The 14,656-nt window shown below is 62.0% G+C and carries 16 protein-coding genes and 1 pseudogene; 15 read left to right on the top strand and 2 right to left on the bottom strand.

Features of this window, described 5'->3' with window-relative positions; genetic code table 11:
* The first annotated feature begins 18 nt into the window (after positions 1-18).
* The 5 genes from CN311_RS01755 to CN311_RS01735 all read left to right on the top strand — a co-directional run bounded on the left by CN311_RS01755 (position 19) and on the right by CN311_RS01735 (position 3,559).
* Positions 19-822: a DUF2092 domain-containing protein gene (locus CN311_RS01755; protein WP_208866393.1), complete on the top strand. Its 804-nt coding sequence runs from the start codon at positions 19-21 to the stop codon at positions 820-822.
* On the top strand, positions 819-1,142 hold the full coding sequence (locus tag CN311_RS01750) for a hypothetical protein (RefSeq protein WP_208866392.1): 324 nt from the start codon (positions 819-821) through the stop codon (positions 1,140-1,142). The genes CN311_RS01755 and CN311_RS01750 overlap by 4 nt, the downstream gene beginning before the upstream one ends.
* A 6-nt stretch (positions 1,143-1,148) precedes the next feature.
* Positions 1,149-1,619 (top strand): hypothetical protein, encoded by a 471-nt coding sequence (locus tag CN311_RS01745; RefSeq protein WP_097571717.1) that lies wholly within the window; start codon positions 1,149-1,151, stop codon positions 1,617-1,619.
* An 81-nt stretch (positions 1,620-1,700) separates the two neighbouring features.
* Positions 1,701-2,555, top strand: a complete 855-nt coding sequence (locus tag CN311_RS01740) for a peptidyl-prolyl cis-trans isomerase (RefSeq protein ID WP_245440685.1) — start codon at positions 1,701-1,703, stop codon at positions 2,553-2,555.
* Entirely contained in the window at positions 2,552-3,559 is a 1,008-nt protein-coding gene (locus CN311_RS01735) for a HupE/UreJ family protein (protein WP_097571716.1), read from the top strand. Before CN311_RS01740 ends, CN311_RS01735 begins: the two co-directional genes overlap by 4 nt.
* Positions 3,560-3,633: 74 nt before the next feature.
* On the opposite strand, the pseudogene CN311_RS01730 reads toward CN311_RS01735, so the two are convergent.
* Both CN311_RS01730 and CN311_RS01725 read right to left on the bottom strand, forming a co-directional pair.
* Positions 3,634-3,792, bottom strand: a pseudogene (locus tag CN311_RS01730) (IS481 family transposase); the annotation flags it as partial.
* A 21-nt stretch (positions 3,793-3,813) separates the two neighbouring features.
* Positions 3,814-4,485: a GntR family transcriptional regulator gene (locus CN311_RS01725; protein WP_097571715.1), complete on the bottom strand. Its 672-nt coding sequence runs from the start codon at positions 4,483-4,485 to the stop codon at positions 3,814-3,816.
* Positions 4,486-4,664: 179 nt separating this feature from the next.
* Here CN311_RS01725 and CN311_RS01720 point away from each other — a divergent pair, with 179 nt between their 5' ends.
* The 10 genes from CN311_RS01720 to CN311_RS01675 all read left to right on the top strand — a co-directional run.
* Positions 4,665-5,348: a DUF2848 domain-containing protein gene (locus CN311_RS01720; RefSeq protein ID WP_097571714.1), complete on the top strand. Its 684-nt coding sequence runs from the start codon at positions 4,665-4,667 to the stop codon at positions 5,346-5,348.
* 9 nt (positions 5,349-5,357) lie between these two features.
* Complete coding sequence (locus CN311_RS01715) at positions 5,358-6,683, top strand: amidase family protein (protein ID WP_245440684.1); 1,326 nt, start codon at positions 5,358-5,360, stop codon at positions 6,681-6,683.
* A 12-nt stretch (positions 6,684-6,695) separates the two neighbouring features.
* On the top strand, positions 6,696-8,093 hold the full coding sequence (locus CN311_RS01710; RefSeq protein ID WP_097571712.1) for an amidase: 1,398 nt from the start codon (positions 6,696-6,698) through the stop codon (positions 8,091-8,093).
* A gap of 47 nt (positions 8,094-8,140) precedes the next feature.
* Entirely contained in the window at positions 8,141-9,103 is a 963-nt protein-coding gene (locus CN311_RS01705) for an acetamidase/formamidase family protein (protein ID WP_245440690.1), read from the top strand.
* Between the two features lie 39 nt (positions 9,104-9,142).
* The gene (locus tag CN311_RS01700; protein ID WP_245440683.1) at positions 9,143-10,375 is read left to right on the top strand and encodes an urea ABC transporter substrate-binding protein; all 1,233 of its coding nucleotides are present in this window, start codon (positions 9,143-9,145) and stop codon (positions 10,373-10,375) included.
* Positions 10,376-10,459: 84 nt separating this feature from the next.
* On the top strand, positions 10,460-11,332 hold the full coding sequence (locus CN311_RS01695) for an ABC transporter permease subunit (RefSeq protein ID WP_097571710.1): 873 nt from the start codon (positions 10,460-10,462) through the stop codon (positions 11,330-11,332).
* An 8-nt stretch (positions 11,333-11,340) separates the two neighbouring features.
* Positions 11,341-12,411 (top strand): ABC transporter permease subunit, encoded by a 1,071-nt coding sequence (locus tag CN311_RS01690; protein WP_097571709.1) that lies wholly within the window; start codon positions 11,341-11,343, stop codon positions 12,409-12,411.
* A complete protein-coding gene (locus CN311_RS01685; protein ID WP_097571708.1) occupies positions 12,408-13,130 on the top strand; it encodes an ABC transporter ATP-binding protein in 723 nt (240 codons plus the stop codon). Before CN311_RS01690 ends, CN311_RS01685 begins: the two co-directional genes overlap by 4 nt.
* Positions 13,120-13,830, top strand: a complete 711-nt coding sequence (locus CN311_RS01680) for an ABC transporter ATP-binding protein (RefSeq protein ID WP_097571707.1) — start codon at positions 13,120-13,122, stop codon at positions 13,828-13,830. Before CN311_RS01685 ends, CN311_RS01680 begins: the two co-directional genes overlap by 11 nt.
* 77 nt (positions 13,831-13,907) lie before the next feature.
* Positions 13,908-14,656 (top strand): hydantoinase/oxoprolinase N-terminal domain-containing protein (locus CN311_RS01675; protein ID WP_133117117.1); only part of this gene is annotated, 749 nt, incomplete at its 3' end.

Genomic DNA, 14,656 nt, shown 5'->3' with positions numbered 1-14,656 from the left:
AGAACAAGGAATGGTAACATGATGCATCCATCGAGAAGTCTGAGCGAGACAGTTCGGACCGTTATTACGGTGCTGGCGCTTTGCGGGCTGGCCGGCGTGACGGGTACTCAGTCCGCCGCGGCCGATGACGCCGGGGCGAAGCAAATGTTCAAGGCCATGACCGACTACCTTGCCGGTCAGCAGGCTTTCTCGTTCAACTATGACGCGACAGTCGACGTCGTCACGGCCGACATGATGAAGGTTGGCCTCGCGAGTTCCGGCTCACTCGCGCTGCAACGCCCGGACAAGGCGCGCATGACCAGGACCGGCGTGGTCGATGTCGAACTGACCTATGACGGAAAGACAGTGTCAGCGATCGGGAAGAACCTGAACGTCTATACGAAGATCCCCCTGGAGGGCTCGGTCGACGACATGATCGACACGCTCCGCTTCGCTCATGGCGTCGAAGCGCCGGCCGCCGACCTTCTGTCGGCCAACGCCTTCGCGATCATGATGGAGAACGTCACGGCGGGCAAGGACCTGGGAAGCGGCGTGATCGGTGGCGAGGTCTGCAACCACCTGGCCTTCCGCACCAAGGACACCGACTGGGAGATATGGATCGCCGATGGCGATACGCCCCGTCCCTGCCGTTTCACCATCACCAGCAGGATGATGGCCATGGCGCCGTCATACACAGTGCAGATTTCCGACTGGAAGGCCGGCAAGGACGTGGCCGCTGACGATTTCATGCTGCAGACGGGGGATGCCAAGGAAGTGAAGATCGAGGAGATGCCCGGGCTGGACGATCTCGCCGGCCTGCTTGAAGAAGGAGACGCGCAATGAGGTCGTCCACCAAGGCGGTAATCGCATCATTCGCGCTGTTGTTCGGCGCCTCGGACTTCCACATCGCCGACTGGCGGGTGGGCATGGGTCTCTTCAACCCGGTCTCCGATGCCGAAGCGCGCGTTGGGCGTCCGGCGACCCCCGGCAGCGTTGCGGGCGTCGCTCGCAGGACCACGCGCCGCGTGATCCGCCGCGGCGCCTATATCGGCGCCATTCCCGCCGGCTGTCGGTATGGTAGCTACTACGGCTATAGCCTCTACTACTGCGGGGGCGTCTATTATCAGAGATCCGGTGGCGGCTACGTCGTGGTATATTTCTAGGCAACGATGCTTGGAAGCATTGCGAAGGATCCGGTTTCAAATGAAAACGAAAAGTACCCTCCGCGGATTGACGGCGATGGCCCGGGACCGGTCGCCTTCTACCGCGCCGCCGCACTCATGAAGCAGCTTGGAGCGAGTCTGGCGGAGGCGAAGCTGGCCGAGGCGGGCGAGGCCATGTCAGTCGTGCTCATTCCGCAGGTCATGTGGACGCGTTTCGAAGTCGGCCGTGAAGGCGTCGGCGCCAAGAGCCACGCCGACGGGCCGGCAAGCGGCGACGTCGTGATCGTCACCAGCGAGAAGGTCGTTCGGGCTCTGGTGGACGGCAGCTTGAACGCGGCCGAGGCCGAGGATCATGGGCTGCTGCGCTTCTACGGCGGCCAGGAGAAGATCGCCACCATACCGAACGTCTTGGCGAGAGCGAAACGGCCAGATTCGGCAGCGCCGGAACGCGGGCCGGGCGTCGAGCCGAACATCTAGAACGAGATTTCGCAGATGAGCCCTATTTCGCAGATGAACCCTGGCGTCCGCACCGCCCCCCGGCCATGGGCGCACGGCCCAATGCTGAAGCCGCTGTTGAAAGAACCGCTCCTCCACTTCCTCTTGATCGCTCTCGCGATCTTCGCGGTCCACGGGCTGTTGGGCGATGACGCGGAGGAGAAGAAGGCCAGCATCGTCGTCACGGCGCCGAAGATCGAGCAGATGGCCACCCTGTTCGCCAAGACCTGGCAGCGCCCGCCGACTGCTGACGAACTCAAGGGGCTGATCGACGATCACGTGAAGGAGGAAATCTTCGTCCGCCGGGCGCTTGAACTCGGCCTCGACAAGGACGACACGGTCGTCAGACGGCGTCTTCGCCAGAAGATGGAGTTCCTGAACGACGCCGACGCCGAGACGGAGGACGCGACGGAGGTGGAGCTGCAAGCCTATCTGGCCGCCAATCCGGACGCGTTCAGGGTCGACGGCATGCTGGCCTTCCAGCAGGTGTTCCTCAACCCGCAGCGGCGCGGCGACGCGATCGACCAGGACGCCGCATCTGTACTGGAGGCGCTGCTGGCCGACCCGGCTGCGGACCCTTCTCCGCTCGGTGACCCGACCCTGCTGCCGCCCGGGCTGCCGCTTTCCGGCGCCGCATCGATCGCCCAGACCTTCGGCTTCGATTTCACCGAAGCGCTCGGCAAGGCGCCCGTGGGCCATTGGACGGGTCCCGTCACCTCCACCTTCGGGCTGCACCTGGTGCGCGTGACGGAACGCGTGCAAGGCCGGACGCCGGCGCTCGTCGAGGTGCGCGAGGCGGTGGCACGGGAGTGGACGAACGCCAGGCGCAAGGAACTCGAAGATGAGCGCCTGGCTGAACTGCTCAAGGGCTATCAGGTCACCATCGAGAGCACGGACGGCACGGACGCCAGCCAGTGACGCGACTTGGTGCGATACTCACCGCCTTGCTCGCCGCCGTCGTCACGGTGCTTCTCACCGTACCCGCGATCGCTCATGAGGTCCGGCCGGCCTATCTCGACATGCGCGAGACGGCGAGCGACGCGTTCGCCATCGTCTGGAAGGTCCCCGCTGTGGGCGATATGCGCCTCGGGCTCCATGCCCGCCTGCCCGGCTCCTGCGTGGAGAAGACCGAGCCGGTCGGCTCTATCGAGGCCGGGGCCTATCTGGAGCGATGGTCCGTCGCCTGCCCCGGCGGTCTGAAAGGCCGCGAGATAGGCGTCGACGGGCTTGGATCGACGATGACCGACGCGCTGGTCCGCATCCAGTACGCGACGGGCGACACGGAGGTCGCTCGCCTGCTGCCGGAGGAGCCGGCCTTCGTCGCGGCAGGAACGCAGACCGGCCTCGAAGTGGCGCGGACCTATTTCCTGCTCGGTGTGGACCATATCCTGTCGGGCCTCGACCACCTGCTGTTCGTATTGGCGCTGATGCTGCTCATCCGCGACCGCTGGATGCTGGTGAAGACGATCACAGCCTTCACGGTGGCGCACAGTATCACGCTGGCCGGTGCATCGCTCGGCTATTTCAGCCTGCCGCAGGCGCCGGTCGAGGCGACGATCGCGCTCAGCATCGCCTTCGTGGCGAGCGAACTGGTCAAGATGAAGCCGGGCGAGCGGCGGCTTTCGGAGACCTATCCATGGGTTGTCGCCTTCGCGTTCGGGCTGTTGCACGGCTTCGGCTTCGCCGGCGCGCTGAAGGAAATCGGCCTGCCGCAAGCCGACGTGCCGCTCAGCCTGCTGACGTTCAACCTCGGCGTCGAGGCGGGCCAGTTGATCTTCGTCGCCGCGACGCTGGTGCTGATCGCGGCGGCGGGCGCGCTGGTCAGGGTGCCGCCTGCCCCGGCCCGCCTGGCCGGCGCCTACGCGATCGGCACGGCGGCGATGCTATGGCTGGTGCCGAGGATCGCCGGCTTGGCGGCGTGACCGAGGCTAGAACAGGGCCGTCGCCGGATGGCCCAGATCGCCGCAGGTTTCGGCCCACTGCGGTCATTCGAGACCTAGACTAAGCTGTGGAGCCTCAACAGGTTGTCCAGGGTTAGATCGAGGCGACTGATGCGTGGTTTGGACTTTAGGCTGCCGTGTGGGCGATGCCAATTGTATCTGTGCAGCCAGACAGGCAGTTCGGCGGCGCGGTGATCTGAAGTCGGATAGGCTATCGGGCGTCTCGCTCCCGCCACTCAGCGTCGATTGCTGCGCAGGAGCGAATCGCGGAAGGATTCGATGTGGGCACGCATTGCCACCGCCGCCTCCTCCGCATTTCGACGCTCCATGGCGCGCAGGATACTCCTATGTTCTTCGTCGATCTCTGCAAGATGCGCCTCATTCTCGAAGGACAGCGCCCAGAAGCGCTGCGCCCGCCCGTGCAGAACGTTCAGAATGTCGATCAGAATAGGATTTGCCGAGGCTTGGGCGATCCCTTCGTGAAACTGGCGGTCGAACTCCATAACCTTCAGCATGGCGCGTGACGCGACAGCCTCGGTGAAAGCATCGCAAGACTTGGCGAGCCCCTCGATCTGCTCGCCATTGATGCGGTCGGCCGCCAGCCTCATGCACAAGGTCTCGTTCGCTAATCGAACTTCAATGAGATCGAGCGCGTCGTCGATCGATAGCGGCGCGACGATGACACCCTTTCGCGGAAGAATTTGCACCAGTCGCTCGGTCTCCAACCGATGCAGCGCGTGATTGATGGGCGTTCTTCCCAGTCCGAGTTCGTCGACCAACGTGGCCGTGTTAAGATATTCGCCCGGACGATAGGCGAGCGTAATCAGTTTCTCCCGGAGCATGCCATAGGCAAGTTCGTTCCGGGATACGATACCTTTGTCGATATCTCCTCCACCGCGCTTCTTCATGATCCTCCCCAACTTCCACGACACCTCGAATAGCGCGTCGTCATTTATCACGTCACAGGCTTGAAATGCTACATAGAGATATGTAGTATCACGGTGAAATTTTACACACCGTTCAACGAGCAACCTGTCGGCGATGACGGTCGGCCTTGCCCGAATACGGAGTGTAGATCGGGGAATTGATGCAGCTCGAATTTGTTGTCGAAGGCGAGGCCAAGGAGGTTCTCAAGGCGGAGATCTCCGAACTGGTGGTCGCGGGTTGGGCAGGTCGTGACAAGGCGACAGTCGAACATCATATCTCCGAGCTTGCAGCGCTCGGCGTATCACGTCCAAGCAGGGTTCCACTTTACTATCGGGTCGCCGAAAACAATCTGACCCAAGGCGATCGCATCCAGGTTCTTGGGGGCGCCTCTTCCGGTGAAGTCGAATGCTTCCTTTTCGCTGCGGCAGATCAGCTTTATGTCACACTGGCCTCCGATCACACCGACCGCGAACTCGAAGCGCACGGCGTGGCGCAATCCAAGCAGGTATGCCCCAAGCCGATCGCCCGAACCGCGTGGCGCTACAATGACATCGCGGACCATTGGGACGAGCTCTACATAAGGTCATGGATCCAGGAGGAAGGTGGGCGCACGCTATACCAGGAAGGCCAGCTGGCCACTCTGCTGCGACCCGACGACCTGATTGCCGGGTATGGTTCCAACTCTCCAGGTCTCTCCGACGGCACCGGATTGTTCTGTGGGACTGTCGGCGTCATTGGACGGATACGGCCTTCCTCTGTGTTCGAAATGGAGTTGTGCGACCCCCGAATCCGACGCTCAATCCTCCACAGCTATTCAATCCAAACCCTGCCTCTGGTCGCATAGGAGACGGCGGTGGCGTGGGTTTTGGAAGGTCGCTCCAACTTGACTGCGAAAGACAGGCTAGATGCCGTGCTTGCGACGTTGCAACGCGCAGGACTGGACGATAAACGCGTATTCACGCGCGTGTATTTCGATATGGCCCGTCTGGAGGCCGAAGCTGCGGACATGCGGGCTGAACGCGGAGCCGTGCTAGGCCCCCTGGATGGAGCCATCGTCTCGATCAAGGACCTTTTCGACGTCAAGGGGGAAGCGACCCTAGCGGGAGGCCTGCCTTTTCCCGAGACGGAGCCCGCCACGAGCGATGCGGCGGCGGTGGCGGCCCTGCGCGATGCCGGCGCCGTCATAATCGGCAAGACAAACATGACCGAGTTCGCCTTTTCCGGCCTCGGCTTGAATCCTCACTACGGAACACCCGCGAACGCTCGCGATCCCGAGCGGATTCCGGGCGGATCGTCGTCGGGAGCGGCACTCTCCGTCGCACTTGGCCTGGCGGATATCGCGATCGGCTCGGATACCGGCGGGTCGATCCGCATACCGGCGGCGCTGAACGGGCTCGTCGGTTTCAAACCCGGGCAGAATCGCATTTCGCGTAGGGGAATGTACCCGTTGTCCTTCACCCTGGACTGCGCGGGCTTTATTGCGAGCGACGTTGACAAGATCAAGGCTGCATACAGCGCGCTCGCGGACGATGACGCGCTGCTGGAGCCAACGCCTTTGAAGCCTCGCTTCGGTGTCCCCCGCGGCTTCCTATTCACCGAGATGGACGAACACACCCGTGTTGCGTTCGAGGACACGGTGACAATGCTCGCAGGAGCCGGATACGCTATCTGCGACCTGGACCTGGATGAGCTTCTAAGGGAACCGTTCCGCCTTCAGCAAAAAGGCACCATCGTCGGAGCCGAAGCGGCCTTCATACACGCCAGGCACCTCGACAATCCGGACCGGCTCGATCCTTTCGTCCTGGCGCGCATCCGCAGGGGGCAATCGCTGGATGCCGCGACCTATCTCGCGATACAGAAGGAGCGGGCGGCTCTCCTGCCCAAGCTCGACGCGGCGATGGAGGGCTTCGATGTCCTTCTGCTTCCGACCGTACCGTTCATCGCTCCCAAGTTCACGGACCTGCAGGGCATGGACAATCTCGATCGGGCGAATTCGCTCATTCTTCGAAATACTTCGGTCTTCAATTTCTTCGATCTGCCGGCGCTTTCATTGCCTACATCCCCGACACGCACCCCGCATCCGGTCGGGATGATGCTCGTGGGTCGCCGCTTCGCTGAAATGACGCTGATTTCGGCTGCGTCCGCTGTCGAGCGCACGACCAGGCGCAAGAGCAACTGAGGAAGGACCACCATGGACGACGACATCCACTACCTCGGCCTCTTGGAGTTGACGCGAAGAATGCACGCGGGCGAGCTCTCGCCGGTTGAGGTTACCGAAGCCCAGCTACGGCGCATCGAAGTGCTAGACGATGGCCTCAAAAGCTTCGCGCTGGTGACGCCGGAACTGGCGCGCGCCCAAGCGAGGACAGCAGAAGAGGAAATCCGGCGCGGCGAAATTCGCGGGCCCTTGCACGGAGCCCCCATAGGTCTGAAGGATCTCTGCTGGACGAAGGGAATTCCGACCGCCGGCGGCATGACAATCTATGCGGACTTCCGGCCGGAGGAGGACGCGACCGTCACAAGGAGATTGCAGGCCGCGGGCACGATCTGCCTCGGCAAGCTGCAGAACACGGAAGGCGCGTTCGCGGACCATCACCCTGAGATCGCGTCGCCGGTCAATCCGTGGAACGCCGCCCACTGGCCAGGCGTCTCCTCCAGCGGGTCGGGCGTGGCGACGGCGGCGGGGCTCTGCTTCGGTTCCCTGGGCTCCGATACCGGAGGCTCGATCAGGTTCCCCTCGGCTGCGAACGGCGTTACCGGGCTGAAGCCTACTTGGGGGCGCGTAAGCCGCTACGGTGTTTTCGAGCTCGCGGCCACGCTGGACCATATCGGACCGATGACCCGCAATGCCGAGGACGCTGCCGCGATGCTGACCGCGATCGCAGGTTCCGACCCCAACGATCCCACCGCCGCGCAGGTGCCCGTGCCAAACTATCTCGCCGGGATCGCCGATGGCTTCAACGGGTTGCGGATCGGCATCGATCCTACTTTCAACGCACGCGGCCTTGACGCGGCGACGACCGCGGCGCTTGCTTCCGCCATCGAGATTGTCAGGTCGATTGGCGGCGATGTCAGGGAGATCAGGTTCCCTGACAGCGAAGCGATCGTGGCCGACTGGCTGCCGGCCTGCGGCGTGGAGACGGCCGTCGCGCACGAGGCCACCTATCCCACCCGAAAAAGTGAATACGGGCCGGGCCTGGCGGGCCTCATCGAGCTTGGCCGCGGCCTTTCCGGCATGGAACTCCAGAAAATCGCCCTGCGTCGCAACGCCTTCCGGGGCCGTGTCGCGGCTATGTTCCAAGAAATCGACCTGCTCATCGTGCCGGCGCAGGCTTTCGCCTCGCCCACCGTCGAGAAGATGGCCACGCTCGGTGAGGACGCGGACCTGCTCCAAGGGTTGTTGCGCTTCACCTGCATCTTCGACATGTCAGGCAATCCGACGATCACAGTGCCCTGCGGATTCACCGAGCAGGGTACGCCGGTCGCGTTTCAGTTCGTCTCGAACCACTGGGACGAAGCCAAACTGTTCCGTGCGGGCCACGCCTTTCAACAGGCCACCGAATGGCACCGCAGACATCCAGCTCTGTAAATGGAGAGAGCACCGTGAACGACAAACATTGGGTCACCCGTTCCATCATGGCGGCGCGCGGCGTCGCGGGAAAGGAAACGGGAAAGAAGCATGTCCTGACCGAGGCCGACCAGAAGACGTTCCACTACGTTTATGGTCCCTATGCCGCCCCGACGCTTACCGTCGATCCAGGCGATACAGTGGTGGTCGAGACGCAGGACGCATTCGGCGGCGCCATCAAGTCGGAAAGCGACAAGCCGAGCGAGAAAACCAACCATCCCTATCTCAATCCCCAAAGCGGACCGATCTTCGTCCGCGGGGCAAAGAAGGGCGATTGCCTGGCCGTCCACATCAAGGCGGTCGAGACGCGCGGGCCTCAGCCGGCGGGAACGACATGCCTCATCCCCGAATTCGGCGGCCTCGTCGGCACTTCCATGACCGCGACCTTGAACGCGCCGTTGCCGGAAATCGTCAAGAAGGTGGTGATCGATGAGAAGGGTGTCCATTGGGACAACCTCATTCTCCCCTACGAGCCCTTCATCGGCACCATCGGTGTCTCGCCACAGATTGAGGCGATCTCCTCGCTGCAGCCCGATTATCACGGCGGCAACATGGACCTGCCGGATGTCCGGCCTGGCGCGATAATTTACTTGCCCGTTCACGTCGACGGCGCGCTGCTCTTCGTCGGTGATTGCCATGCCACCCAGGGAGATGGCGAACTGACGGGAGTGGCCATGGAACAGGCGGCCACAATCACCGCAACGGTCGATCTCATCAAGGACTGGACGTTCGCCTGGCCACGGCTCGAGACCGAGGATTTCATCATGACGATCGGCAGCGCGCGACCGATGGAAGACGCCGCGCGGATCGCCTACCGCGAGCTGACGCGGTGGATGGCAACAGACTACGGGTTCAAAGAGCTCGACGCTTACATGCTCCTTGGACAGGTGGGCCGAGTTCGGCTCGGCAATATGGTAGACCCCAAATACACGATGGGGGCTTCCATCTTGAAAAAGTACGTCGGCGGCTGAACCGCGGACAATTCCAATCCAATAATGGGGAACGATGTCATGCGAATGAAAGTTGTATTGCTTGGCCTTATCGCCACAACCGCGGCGGGAATGATCACTGCTACTCCTGTGCGGGCGGAAGATCCTATCAAGGTTGGCCTGCTGGAGGACGTCTCGGGTGATCTTGCCCTCATCGGCCTGCCCAAGCTGCACGGCTCGGAACTTGCCGTCGAGGAGATCAACGCGGCCGGCGGCATCATGGGCCGTCAGATCGAACTGATCCATCTCGATCCTCAGGGCGACAATGCCCGCTATCAGGAGTTCGCGCGCCGACTGCTCTCGCGCGACAAAGTTGACGTGCTGATCGGTGGCATTACCTCGGCGTCGCGCGAAGCCGTGAGGCCGATCATCGACCGGACCGACACGCCGTACATCTACACCAACCAATATGAGGGAGGTGTGTGCGACGCGAACATGATCTCCAACGGGGCCGTGCCCGAGCAGCAGTTGTCCACGCTCGTGCCCTACATGGTGGAGAACTTCGGCAAGAAGGTCTATGTCGTCGCGGCGGACTACAATTTCGGCCACCTGACGACCGAATGGACCGAAAAGCTGCTCGGCGACGCGGGCGGCGAAGTGATCGGCAAGGAGTTCATTCCGCTGGGCGTGTCGCAGTTCGCCCAGACCATCCAGAATATTCAGAAGGCTCAGCCCGATTGGCTGATGATGCTGAATGTCGGCGCGGCTCAGGACTCGTTCTTCGAGCAGGCGGCTGCCGCGAAACTAGACTATCCGATGGCCAGCCCGGTTAAGGTCATGCTCGGCTTCGAGCACAAGCGCTTCGCACCGCCCGCCCTCGCGGGGTTGAAGGCCGTGGCGAATTGGTACGAGGAACTGAATACGCCTGAGGCGGAAGACTTCAAGAAGCGCTGGCACGCCAAGTATCCGGACGAAACCTACATCAATGATATGGGCTACAATGCGTACGTGGCGCTCTTCCAGTATAAGATGCTGGTCGAGAAGGCGCAGTCGACGAAGCTGGAAGACATCCGCAAGGTGATCGCGACCGGCGAGGCCTGCGTGGACAGCCCCGAAGGCAAGATCTGCATCGATCCAAAGAGCCAGCACACGTCGCATCAGATGCGGCTGATTTCCGTCAACGACAAGCACGAGGTCGAGACCGGTCACGACTTCGGTGTGATCAAGCCCTACTGGCTGGGCGAGATCGGCTGCGACCTGACCAAGGACAATCCGCAGGCGCAGTATTCGCCGAGCAACCTCCCGGCCCAGTAACCGGCGCGACTCCCTGCTCTCGCGTGGTTCTCCATGCGGGAGCAGTCGGAAGCGACTTTTCGCCAATCTCAGAGAGTCCGTGCAATGGATGCCGAGTTCTTCTCCGTCCTTTATCAATTCGCCGATGTCTTCGCCTTCCTCATCCTGTCCGCCGCAGGGCTCGCAATCATTTTCGGAATGATGGGCGTGATCAACATGGCCCACGGCGAACTCATAATGTGCGGCGCCTACGTCACGACGGCACTTGTGCATAGCGGCATGCCGTTGTTGCCTGCTCAGGCGTGCGGCGCTCTCACAGCCGGCGTCGTGGGAATGATCCTCGAGTTCACCGTGGTTCGCTCGCTGTACGCGCGTCCCCTGGATTCGCTTCTTGCGACATGGGCAGTCAGCCTGATCGTCACGCAAGGCATGCTGGTGATGGTAGGCTCCAGTTTCGCCGGTGTCGGCACGCCCGAGGGCAGTTTCCAGGTCGGCGTATACACGTTCTCGACCTACAGGATCATCCTGTTCCTGGCGTCGATCGGCGTGCTCGCCTTCATCTATCTGCTCTTCATGAAGACCCGCTTTGGTATTCACGCGCGAGCGACCATGCAGAATGCGGGAATGGCGCGTGCGCTCGGCATGCGCACCAATGTCGTCTACGCGCTGACATTCGGCCTGGGCTCCGCCTTGGCTGGGCTGTGCGGTGCTCTCTACGCGCCGACGATGACGCTCATACCGACAATGGGAGCGACCTTCATAGTGGAGTCGTTTGTCACCGTGGTCGTGGGAGGCACGAATGTGCTGCTGGGGACGGCTCCGGCCGGTTTTGCGCTCGCCGTTGTCCGGACAGCACTGATCGGATGGAACGGCCAGATAGCCGGACAGATCGGAATGCTTCTGGCTGTCATGGTGATGATCCGGGTTCTTCCCAACGGGTTCTCGGGATGGCTTGGCCGGTGGGCGCGCAACGTATAGGGGCCACGATGCTTAGATATCTCAACGGTCCGCAGACGCTCGGTACTGGCCCAGCCTTCTGGGCGTCCTTTGTGGCGCTGTGCGTGGCGGCTGTCTGCTATCCGTTGTTCGCCGATCCCTACGATGTCGGCAACTTCGCCTACTTCCTGCTCTGGATATTCATGGCGATGGGCCTATGCGTCATGTGGGGCTACACCGGAATGATGTCGTTCGGCCAGACCTTCTTCTTCGGCATCGGCGGCTATAGCTATGGCGTGCTTTCGATCCTGATGGGAGCGGACTACGGCTTGACCATCGTCGCGCTGCTCCTGGCAATCGGCTTCGCCTGCGCTGCTGCCGTCATCTTCGGATATTTCATGATCTACGGCCGCGTCGCCGGTGTATTCTTCGGCATCATGACGCTTTCGATGACGCTGGCCCTGGCCTATTTCCTCGGTCAGACGGCAGGGCCTGAATGGGCTATTGGCAAGGCCAGGCTCAACGGCTTCAACGGCATGCAGGGCATGCCGCCGCTCACCCTCCCTTGGTTCGGCGGCAGTATCGAGCTCCTCGACACCGCGCTCTACTACTTTGTGATCTCACTGCTGCTGGTGGTCTATCTCGCGGTGCGCATGTTCCTCAACTCGCCGATAGGCTACGTCCTTGTAGCCATCCGCGAAGATCCGGACCGGGTCGAACTGCTCGGCTATGATATCAGGCTCTATCAACTGATAGTCTTCATCGTCGGCGGCGCGCTGGCAGCTCTCAGCGGAGTCCTATACACGGCCTGGGGCCAGTTCATCACGCCGTCCAGTGTCGGTCTCCCCGCCGCGGCGATGCCGATTGTCTGGGTCGCGTTCTCTGGGCGCAAGGACATCACCGCGACAACGCTCGGGACATTCGTCCTGCTCCTCGCCTTCCAGACCATCACGATCTACAGCCAGCAATGGGCGCTGATTCTCATGGGTGCCCTCCTGCTCGCCACGGTGTTGTTTGCACCGGATGGGTTCCTCCTCGGGATCTTCAGGGCCGTGCAGAACCTGTTCTCGAGACGGCCGGGAGATGCTCCCACTGCCGGAATGAGGAGCAACGAAGGATGACCGCGCTGCTGCGTGCTTACGGCGTCTCCAAGCAGTTTGGCGGCATGAAAGCCGTCAAGAACGTCGACTTGGAAATCATTCCCGGTGAAATCCATTGCCTCATCGGTCCAAACGGGGCCGGCAAGAGCACGATGTTCAAGCTCATCATCGGCTATCATCAGCCGGACGGTGGCAAGATCGACTTTGACGGCACGGACATCACCCGCGCCAAGTCGTTCGCCCGCGTGCAGCGCGGCATGAGCATCAAGTTGCAAAAGCCCAGCGTGTTCAAGGAGCTTTCCACGCGGCTCAACTTGCATGTGGCGCTCCAGCAGAAGGCCGGCAGGAACGACATTGCGGCCGAGGAGGAGAAGCTCCTGTCGCTGCTTGGCCTGGAAACGCATGCGCAAAAGGATGCCGGCCTTCTGTCTCATGGGCAGCAGCAATGGCTGGAGATCGGTATGGCGCTGGCGCTGTCTCCGAAGCTGTTGTTGCTTGATGAACCGACCGCCGGCATGTCGGAAGAAGAGACTTTCAGGACAGGCGAACTCATTAAGCGGCTCAACGACGACGGCATGACGATACTCGCAGTGGAGCACGACATGTCATTCGTCAGGCAGATCGCGCACAACGTCACTGTCATGCATCTGGGCGAAGTGTTCGCGCGCGGCAAGATCGAAGACATCATCGCCGACGAACGCGTCGCCGAAATCTACCTGGGCAAGGGTCATGGCCACTGAACTCGCAATGGAAGTGACCGGCCTGCGCGCCGGCTATGGGGCAACGCCTATCCTTCAGGGCGTAGACATGCGGATATCGCCTGGCGAGATCGTCGCGCTGATCGGCAGGAACGGTGTCGGCAAGACTACGACAGTTCGCACGCTCACCGGCCTGCTTCGCGCCGACGCCGGCGCGATCCGCCTTCACGGCCGAGACATAACGTCCGCCACGGCCGACGCGCGCGCGCGACTGGGGATCGGCTATATTCCCCAGGGGCGCGAAGTCTTTCCGCGCATGACCGTGGACGAGAACCTCACCGTCGGTGAACTTATCGGCGGGACTGGAGGCACCAAGTTGCGCGATTTCGTCTTCGAGGTCTTTCCGCGGCTATCCGAGCGGCGACGTCAGATCGCCGGAACCATGTCCGGTGGGGAGCAGCAGCAACTCGCGATCGGCCGTGCATTGATCGGGCGCCCGACATTCATGTTGCTGGACGAACCTTCCGAAGGTGTTCAGCCGTCGATCGTGCAGATGATTTGCGCCGCGCTGCAGAGAATCCGCGTGGAGATAGGAACCACCATCCTGTTCGTGGAGCAGAACATGGATACAATACTCTCCATCGCCGAGCGCTGTTACGTGATGGAGAAGGGCCGCATTGTATCAGAAATCCATGGCCTCGAAATGAACGCCGAGAGTATCCGACGGCATCTTCTGATCTGACAGCCCGATCTCGAAGCAACGCACGTGAATTGCGCTGATATCCCAACCTCGTCAAATAAAAAAATAAGGGGCGGTGAATGAACCACTGGGATTTCTGGATCGACCGTGGCGGCACCTTCACAGACGTCATTGGCCGCGCGCCGGACGGCTCACTGCACCCGCGCAAACTGCTGTCGGAGAATCCGGCGGCGTATAGCGACGCCGCCGTCCAAGGCATCCGCGACTTGCTGGGTTTGAAGTCAGGCGACGCGATACCCGCAGGCCTGATCGGCGACGTGAAGATGGGCACGACGGTTGCGACCAACGCGCTGCTGGAGCGCAAGGGCGACCGGGTGCTGCTGTTGATCACCAAGGGTTTTCGCGACGCGCTTCGCATCGCCTACCAGGCGCGGCCGGACATTTTCGCGAAGGAGATCATCCTGCCCGAGCAGCTTTACGAGCAGGTCATCGAAGTTCCGGAGCGCGCGCGTGTCGACGGGACATTGGAGGCTGCGCTCGATCTTAACGCGGTGAAGGACGAGGTCGCCAAGGCGAAGGCCGACGGCATCGAGGCCGTCGCGATCGTCTTCATGCATTCCTGGAAGTTCCCGGACCACGAGAAGTCGGCCGAGGCGTTCTGCCGCGATATCGGCTTCGCGCAGATTTCGACCAGCCATGCCGTCTCGCCGCTGATCAAGCTGGTCGGGCGGGGCGATACGACCGTGGTCGATGCCTACCTCTCGCCGATCCTGACGCGTTATGTGCGGCGGGTGGCGGGGGAGCTTGGCGCCAAGGACGCGGACGGCCCCAATCTGATGTTCATGATGTCGTCGGGCGGGCTGACCGC

This window comes from Mesorhizobium sanjuanii, from assembly GCF_002529485.1.
GTDB classification, from domain to species: Bacteria; Pseudomonadota; Alphaproteobacteria; order Rhizobiales; family Rhizobiaceae; genus Mesorhizobium; species Mesorhizobium sanjuanii.
Note: the sequence above shows the minus strand (reverse complement) of the source record. Positions and strands in the feature narration are given on the sequence as shown.

Bases quoted from the DNA above. Each gene is read 5' to 3' on its own strand.
- CN311_RS01755 (WP_208866393.1), top strand. From the start codon at position 19: ATGATGCATCCATCGAGAAGTCTGAGCGAGACAGTTCGGACCGTTATT.
- CN311_RS01750 (WP_208866392.1), top strand. From the start codon at position 819: ATGAGGTCGTCCACCAAGGCGGTAATCGCATCATTCGCGCTGTTGTTC.
- CN311_RS01745 (WP_097571717.1), top strand. From the start codon at position 1,149: ATGCTTGGAAGCATTGCGAAGGATCCGGTTTCAAATGAAAACGAAAAG.
- CN311_RS01740 (WP_245440685.1), top strand. From the start codon at position 1,701: ATGCTGAAGCCGCTGTTGAAAGAACCGCTCCTCCACTTCCTCTTGATC.
- CN311_RS01725 (WP_097571715.1), bottom strand. From the start codon at position 4,485: ATGAAGAAGCGCGGTGGAGGAGATATCGACAAAGGTATCGTATCCCGG.
- CN311_RS01720 (WP_097571714.1), top strand. From the start codon at position 4,665: ATGCAGCTCGAATTTGTTGTCGAAGGCGAGGCCAAGGAGGTTCTCAAG.
- CN311_RS01710 (WP_097571712.1), top strand. From the start codon at position 6,696: ATGGACGACGACATCCACTACCTCGGCCTCTTGGAGTTGACGCGAAGA.
- CN311_RS01705 (WP_245440690.1), top strand. From the start codon at position 8,141: ATGGCGGCGCGCGGCGTCGCGGGAAAGGAAACGGGAAAGAAGCATGTC.
- CN311_RS01700 (WP_245440683.1), top strand. From the start codon at position 9,143: ATGCGAATGAAAGTTGTATTGCTTGGCCTTATCGCCACAACCGCGGCG.
- CN311_RS01695 (WP_097571710.1), top strand. From the start codon at position 10,460: ATGGATGCCGAGTTCTTCTCCGTCCTTTATCAATTCGCCGATGTCTTC.
- CN311_RS01690 (WP_097571709.1), top strand. From the start codon at position 11,341: ATGCTTAGATATCTCAACGGTCCGCAGACGCTCGGTACTGGCCCAGCC.
- CN311_RS01685 (WP_097571708.1), top strand. From the start codon at position 12,408: ATGACCGCGCTGCTGCGTGCTTACGGCGTCTCCAAGCAGTTTGGCGGC.
- CN311_RS01680 (WP_097571707.1), top strand. From the start codon at position 13,120: ATGGCCACTGAACTCGCAATGGAAGTGACCGGCCTGCGCGCCGGCTAT.